4 protein-coding genes are annotated in these 5,961 nt (G+C 71.7%); 2 read left to right on the top strand and 2 right to left on the bottom strand.

Annotation, left to right across the window (positions count from 1 at the left end; genetic code table 11):
• Both ABZ281_RS33560 and ABZ281_RS33565 read right to left on the bottom strand, forming a co-directional pair.
• On the bottom strand, window positions 1–1,136 hold a 1,136-nt coding region (locus tag ABZ281_RS33560), incomplete at its 3' end, for an amino acid permease (RefSeq protein ID WP_356661671.1).
• A 110-nt stretch (window positions 1,137–1,246) separates the two neighbouring features.
• Window positions 1,247–1,708, bottom strand: coding sequence for a universal stress protein (locus ABZ281_RS33565; RefSeq protein ID WP_356661673.1), 462 nt, complete (start codon window positions 1,706–1,708; stop codon window positions 1,247–1,249).
• Between the two features lie 154 nt (window positions 1,709–1,862).
• Here ABZ281_RS33565 and lysX point away from each other — a divergent pair, with 154 nt between their 5' ends.
• Together lysX and ABZ281_RS33575 are read left to right on the top strand one after the other, a co-directional pair.
• Window positions 1,863–5,147 (top strand): bifunctional lysylphosphatidylglycerol synthetase/lysine--tRNA ligase LysX, encoded by a 3,285-nt coding sequence (gene lysX / locus ABZ281_RS33570; RefSeq protein ID WP_356661675.1) that lies wholly within the window; start codon window positions 1,863–1,865, stop codon window positions 5,145–5,147.
• An 89-nt stretch (window positions 5,148–5,236) separates the two neighbouring features.
• Window positions 5,237–5,961: polysaccharide deacetylase family protein (locus tag ABZ281_RS33575; protein ID WP_356661677.1), on the top strand; the 725-nt coding region annotated here is incomplete at its 3' end.

The following is a 5,961-nucleotide window of genomic DNA, read 5'->3' on the forward strand; positions in this document are numbered from 1 at the left end:
ACCGCCCCCCCCCCGGGGGGCGCCCCCCACGCCGCCCCGACGATCCAGGTGACCCGCGTCGGCACGTGCCGCGTCGGGTGGGTCTTCGCGAACCACTTGGGCAGCAGCCCGTCCCGGGACATCGAGAACCACACCCGGGTCACGCCCAGCATGAAGGTGAACATCACCGTGAGGATGCCGATGATCGCGCCGACCGCGATGACATCGGCGAGGCCGCCCAGCCCCACCGACTTGAACGCCGTCGAGAAGCCGCTCTCCGGGTCGATGTCCTTGTAGTCCTGCATGCCCGTCAGCACCAGGCAGGCCGCCACGTACAGCACCATCGAGATGACGAGCGAGTAGATGATCGCCTTCGGCATGTGCCGCTGCGCGTCCTTGGACTCCTCGGCCGCCGTCGACATCGCGTCGTAGCCGAACACCGCGAAGAACACCGTCGCCGCGCCCGTGAACGCGCCGCCCACCCCGTACGGGAAGAAGGGGTTGTAGTTCGCCGTGTCGATGTGGAACACGCCCACACCGATCACCAGCAGCACCACCAGGACCTTCAGAACGACCACGACCGTCTCGAAACGCGCCGCGCTCTTGATGCCGAGGTTCAGCAGGTAGGCGGTGAGCAGACACAGCAGCGCCGCGAACAGGTCGACCCGGTGGCCGTCGCCGGTACCGGGGGCGCCCAGCATCCAGGCGGGCAGGTCGGCCCCCATCTCGCCGACCAGGAAGCTGAAGTAGCCGGAGATGCCGATCGCGACCACCGCCACGATCGCCGTGTACTCCAGCAGCAGGTCCCAGCCGATGAACCAGCCCGCCAGCTCGCCGAGCACCGCGTAACCGTAGGTGTAGGCCGATCCCGCCTTCGGGATGAGCCCGGCGAACTCGGCGTAGGACAGGGCGGCGGCGGCACTCGCGACGCCCGCCACGAGGAAGGAGATGAGCACGGCGGGACCCGCCGTGCCGTTGGCGACCGTGCCCGCGAGCGTGAAGATGCCCGCGCCGATGATGCCGCCGACCCCGACGGCGGTCAGCTGCCACAGCCCCAGCGACCGCTCCAGCCCGCCGCCCTCGCCGGCTTCCGTCTCCTCGATCTGCTCAATGGGTTTGCGGCGGAGAATCCCCTCACCCATCCGGAGCCCGGCCATGCGCCTCACCTCTTCGCGATCGGCAAACGGCTGACGGCGGATCATGATGGGCCTTCCACCCTCCGGAACGGAAGACTCCCCGCAGCGATCGGGCAGGATCCGGCGTCGCCCTACGGCACCACCGTCACCGGCCACCGCCCCGCCTTCACCAGGCGGACCGCCACCGAGCCGACGATGCGGTGGCCCGCCTGCTCCGAAGCGCCCACGACCACCGCGTCGGCCTTCAGTTCGTCGGCCGCCGTCACCAGGCCGTTGTACGGGTCACCCCGAAACGTGTGGAACTCCCACCGGACCTCGAATATCCCCTTGAGCCGCTCGGCCGACTCCCGGATCTGCGCCACCAGGTCCTCGGCGATCTCGTCCGTCGTCTCGGCCACCGGCACCCCCAGCGCCGCGCCCGCCGCCAGCACCGGCTGCACGTACACCACGGCGAGCAGCGCGTGCTGCCGCCGGGCCAGGCCGCCGGCGTAGGCCGCGGCCCGCAGAGAGGACTCGGAGCCGTCCACTCCGACCACGATCACCTTCGGCCCGTACGTGCCCCGCTCGAACTGATGGGAGTGCTGTTCCGTCACGCCGCGAGGCTATCGGAACCCCCCGGTCCGAATGCCGGGCGGGACGCGAAGTCCGCGCACGCGGGTGCCGGACGGGATGCCCGGGCCTCCTGGGCCCCGCGGTGCGGGAGCGCTCGACGGGCGACGAGGCGCGGGTGTTCCTAGAGTCGAAAGCATGAGCGTCATCGCGGACACCGGGACGGCCGAGGACACCTCAGGCTCCATACGGCCGCCCCGCCGGGCGCACGGCTTCCTGAGCCGGGTACCGGAGGGGTTCGCCCTCTTCTTCGGGGCCCTCGGCCTGCTCTGCGCCCTGCTGGCGCTGATCCCCCCGCTGCGCACCGGGCTGCGCCCCCTCGCCCGCTTCCTGGACCTCCTGCTCGTCCCGGTCAGCGCCAACCTCGCCTACGCGGTGTTCTTGTTCCTGCTCGCCGCCGCGACCGGTGCCCGCAAGAAGATCGCCTGGTGGCTGGTCGTCATCTACCTGGGGCTGCTGGTCCTCACCGACATCCTCGGCATGGCCGTCGGCGAGTTCGCCGAATCCGTCCCCTCCTTCGTGGTGTGCGGCCTCGCCCTCATCCTGCTGATCTACGCCCGCAGGGAGTTCTACGCCGCCTCCCGCCGCGCCGCCGTACGCCGGGCCTTGGCCGTCCTGGTGGCGGGCCTGGTCGTGGCGATCCTGGTCGGCTGGGCTCTGGTCGAGGCGTTCCCGGGCGGTCTGCCGCGCGGCGAGCGCCTGGCCTGGGCCGCGAACCGGGTCTGCGGCGGCCTGGTGCCAGCCGACAGCTTCGACGGCCGCCCGCCGCACGCCCTGTACTTCCTGCTCGGCCTGTTCGGCGCGCTCGCCCTGCTGAACGCCGCCGCCACCCTCTTCCGCTCCCAGCGCCTGGAAGCCGCCCTGCACGACGACGAGGAGGCCCGCATCCGCGCCCTCCTCGGCCGATACGGCGACCAGGACTCCCTCGGCTACTTCGCCACCCGCCGCGACAAGGCGGCCGTCTTCTCGCCCAGCGGCAAGGCCGCCGTCACCTACCGGGTCGAGGCCGGGGTGTGCCTGGCCAGCGGCGACCCGGTAGGTGACCGGGAGGCCTGGCCGCACGCGATCGCCGCCTGGCAGGACGTGGCCCGCCGCTACGCCTGGGTCCCGGCGGTGATGGGCGCCTCGGAGGAGGGCGCCCGGGCCTTCGTCCGCGCCGGGCTCGGCGCGCTGCAGCTCGGCGACGAGGCGATCCTGCACGTCCTCGACTTCGACCTCGACGGCCGCGACATGCGCGTCACCCGCCAGGCCGTCAACCGGGTCCGCCGCACCGGCGTCACCTGCCGCGTCCGCCGTCACTCCACCCTCTCCGAGGACGAGATGAGGCAGCTCGTCGAACGCGCCGACGCCTGGCGCGACACCGAGACCGAACGCGGCTTCTCCATGGCGCTGGACCGCCTCGGCGACCCGGCCGACGGCGACTGCCTCCTCGCCGAGGCCCTCGACCAGGACGGCCGGCTCCTCGCCATCCAGTCCTTCGTGCCCTGGGGCAAGGACGGCGTCTCCCTGGACCTGATGCGCCGTGACCGCACCGCCCCCAACGGCGTCATGGAGTTCATGGTCGCCGAACTGTGCGCCGTGGCCCCGAAACTCGGCGTGCGCAAGATCTCGCTGAACTTCGCCGTGTTCCGCTCCGTGTTCGAGGAAGGGGCGCGCATCGGCGCGGGACCGGTGCTCCGCCTCTGGCGCCGCCTGCTGCTGTTCTTCTCCAAGTGGTGGCAACTGGAGGCCCTGTACCGCTCCAACGCCAAGTACCGCCCCGAGTGGTACCCGCGCTTCCTCTGCTACGCGGAGGCCGCCTCCCTCGCCCGGGTCGGTCTCGCCTCCGGCATCGCCGAGGGCTTCGTCTCCGTACCGTCGATGCGCACGTTGTGGGGAAAGGGGCACCCGCAGGGCGGACAGCGGCCCGCCACCACGGAGGGGCTGCCGTCGTTGGCGGCGCTCGGCCTCGCCGGAGGGGACGGGACCGAGCCCGCCGACCCCCTCTCCCGCCTGTCCGACCAGGTGCGCGTCCGGCACCACAAGCTCGACCGGCTGCGCGCCGACGGCATCGACCCCTACCCGGTGGGCGTCCCGGCCCGCACCCACACCCTCGCCGAGGTACGGCCGGGCGAGCAGGTCACCGTCGCCGGCCGGATCATGCTGGTCCGCGACTTCGGCGGCATCGTCTTCGCCGTCCTGCGTGACTGGTCCGGCGACCACCAACTCGCCCTGACCCGCGACCGCTCCGGCCCCGCTCTGGACCGCTTCACCGCCGACACCGACATCGGCGACCACATCACCGTCACCGGCAAGGCGGGCGTCAGCGACAAGGGCGAGCCGACCGTCTTCGTCACCTCCTGGCAGCTCACCGGCAAGTGCCTGCGCCCGCTGCCCGACAAACGCCGGGGCCTGGCCGACCCGGAGGCCAAGGTCCGCCGCCGCTACCTCGACCTGGTCGCGAGCCCCGACGCCCGCCAGGTGATCCGCGCCCGCTCCACCGCCGTCCAGGCCCTGCGCCAGGGCCTGCTGGAACGCGGCTACCTCGAGGTCGAGACCCCGATGCTCCAGCAGATCCACGGCGGTGCCAACGCCCGCCCCTTCACCACCCACATCAACGCCTACGACCTCGACCTCTACCTGCGCATCGCCCCCGAGCTGTATTTGAAGCGGCTGTGCGTCGGCGGCCTGGAGAAGGTCTTCGAGCTGGGCCGCACTTTCCGCAACGAGGGCGTCTCCTACAAGCACAACCCCGAGTTCACGATGCTGGAGGCCTACCAGGCCTTCGCCGATTACGACGTGATGCTCGACCTCGTCCGTGAACTGATCCAGGGCGCCGCGACCGCCGCTTTCGGCACCCCCGTCGCCCACAAGGACGGCAAGGAGCACGACATCTCCGGCCGGTGGCCCGTCAAGACCGTCTACGGCGCCATCAGTGAGGCCATCGGGGAGGAGATCCACCCCGGCATCGAACTGCCCGGGCTGCTGCGGCTCTGCGATCGCGTCGGCGTGCCGTACACCGCCGACGACGGCCACGGCGACGTCGTCCTGGAGATGTACGAGCGGCTCGTCGAGGAGAAGACCCGGCTGCCCACCTTCTACAAGGACTTCCCGACCGACGTCTCCCCGCTGACCCGGCAGCACCGCACCGACCCCCGCCTCGCCGAACGCTGGGACCTCGTCGCCTTCGGCACCGAACTCGGCACCGCCTACTCGGAGCTCACCGACCCCGTCGAGCAGCGACGCCGCCTCACCGCCCAGTCCCTGCTGGCCGCCGGGGGCGATCCCGAGGCGATGGAACTCGACGAGGACTTCCTCGACGCCCTCGAATACGCCATGCCGCCCACCGGCGGCCTCGGCATCGGCGTCGACCGGCTGGTCATGTTCCTCACCGGACTGACCATCCGGGAGACGCTGCCGTTCCCCCTGGTGCGCCGCCGCTGACCCACCCGTGTGGGCCGAACGGGTGAATGTATGCCGCCGCACCGGTGTTGCTCGTGTGCGGCGGCCTTCGGCCGGGCGACTGATGAGTCATGAAGAAGGATCAGTTGCTCACCCGGCTGCTCACCCGGCGCCGGGCATTGATCGCCGGCGCCGGCGCCATGGGAGCGGTCGCGACGGCCGGAGTGATCACGACCGTCACCGGGGACGGACCCGTCACCTCCGCCCCGGCCCCGGGACCCCGGGCCCGGCCTGCCAAGTCCTCCGCGTACCGGCTGCGGCCCGTGACCGGATACGGCCCGCCGCGCGCCGCGCCCCGCCGGACCCTGGTACGCCGCGAAGCACCGCTGAAGGTATCCGGACGCGGCCGCACCATGGTGCTGACCTTCGACGACGGCCCCGATCCCCGCTTCACCCCGGACATCCTCGACACCCTGGCCGAGTACGACGTGCGCGCGATGTTCTTCGTGTGTGGCGAAATGGTCGCCGGCGGCAGGAAGCTGCTGGCCCGGATGGCCGCCGAGGGCCATGTCGTCGGCAACCACACCTGGTCCCACCCGCTGCTGACCCGCCTCACCCGTCGCCGGATCCGTTCCGAGATGGAACGCACCAGCGACGTCATCGAGGACGCCTACGGGGAGCGCCCCGAGTGGTTCCGCGCGCCCTACGGCGCCTGGAACCGCGCCGCCTTCCAGATCGGCGCCGAACTCGGCATGGAACCGCTCGGATGGACGGTCGACACCCTCGACTGGACCACCCCGGGAGTCCGGTCCATCGCGAACCGGGTCGAACGCGGCGCCGCCCCCGGCGTCGTGGT

The organism is Streptomyces sp. NPDC006265, from assembly GCF_040613555.1.
Classification (GTDB): Bacteria; Actinomycetota; Actinomycetes; order Streptomycetales; family Streptomycetaceae; genus Streptomyces.

Excerpts from the sequence above, each read along its gene's own strand:
- lysX (WP_356661675.1), top strand. The coding sequence starts at position 1,863 with ATGAGCGTCATCGCGGACACCGGGACGGCCGAGGACACCTCAGGCTCC.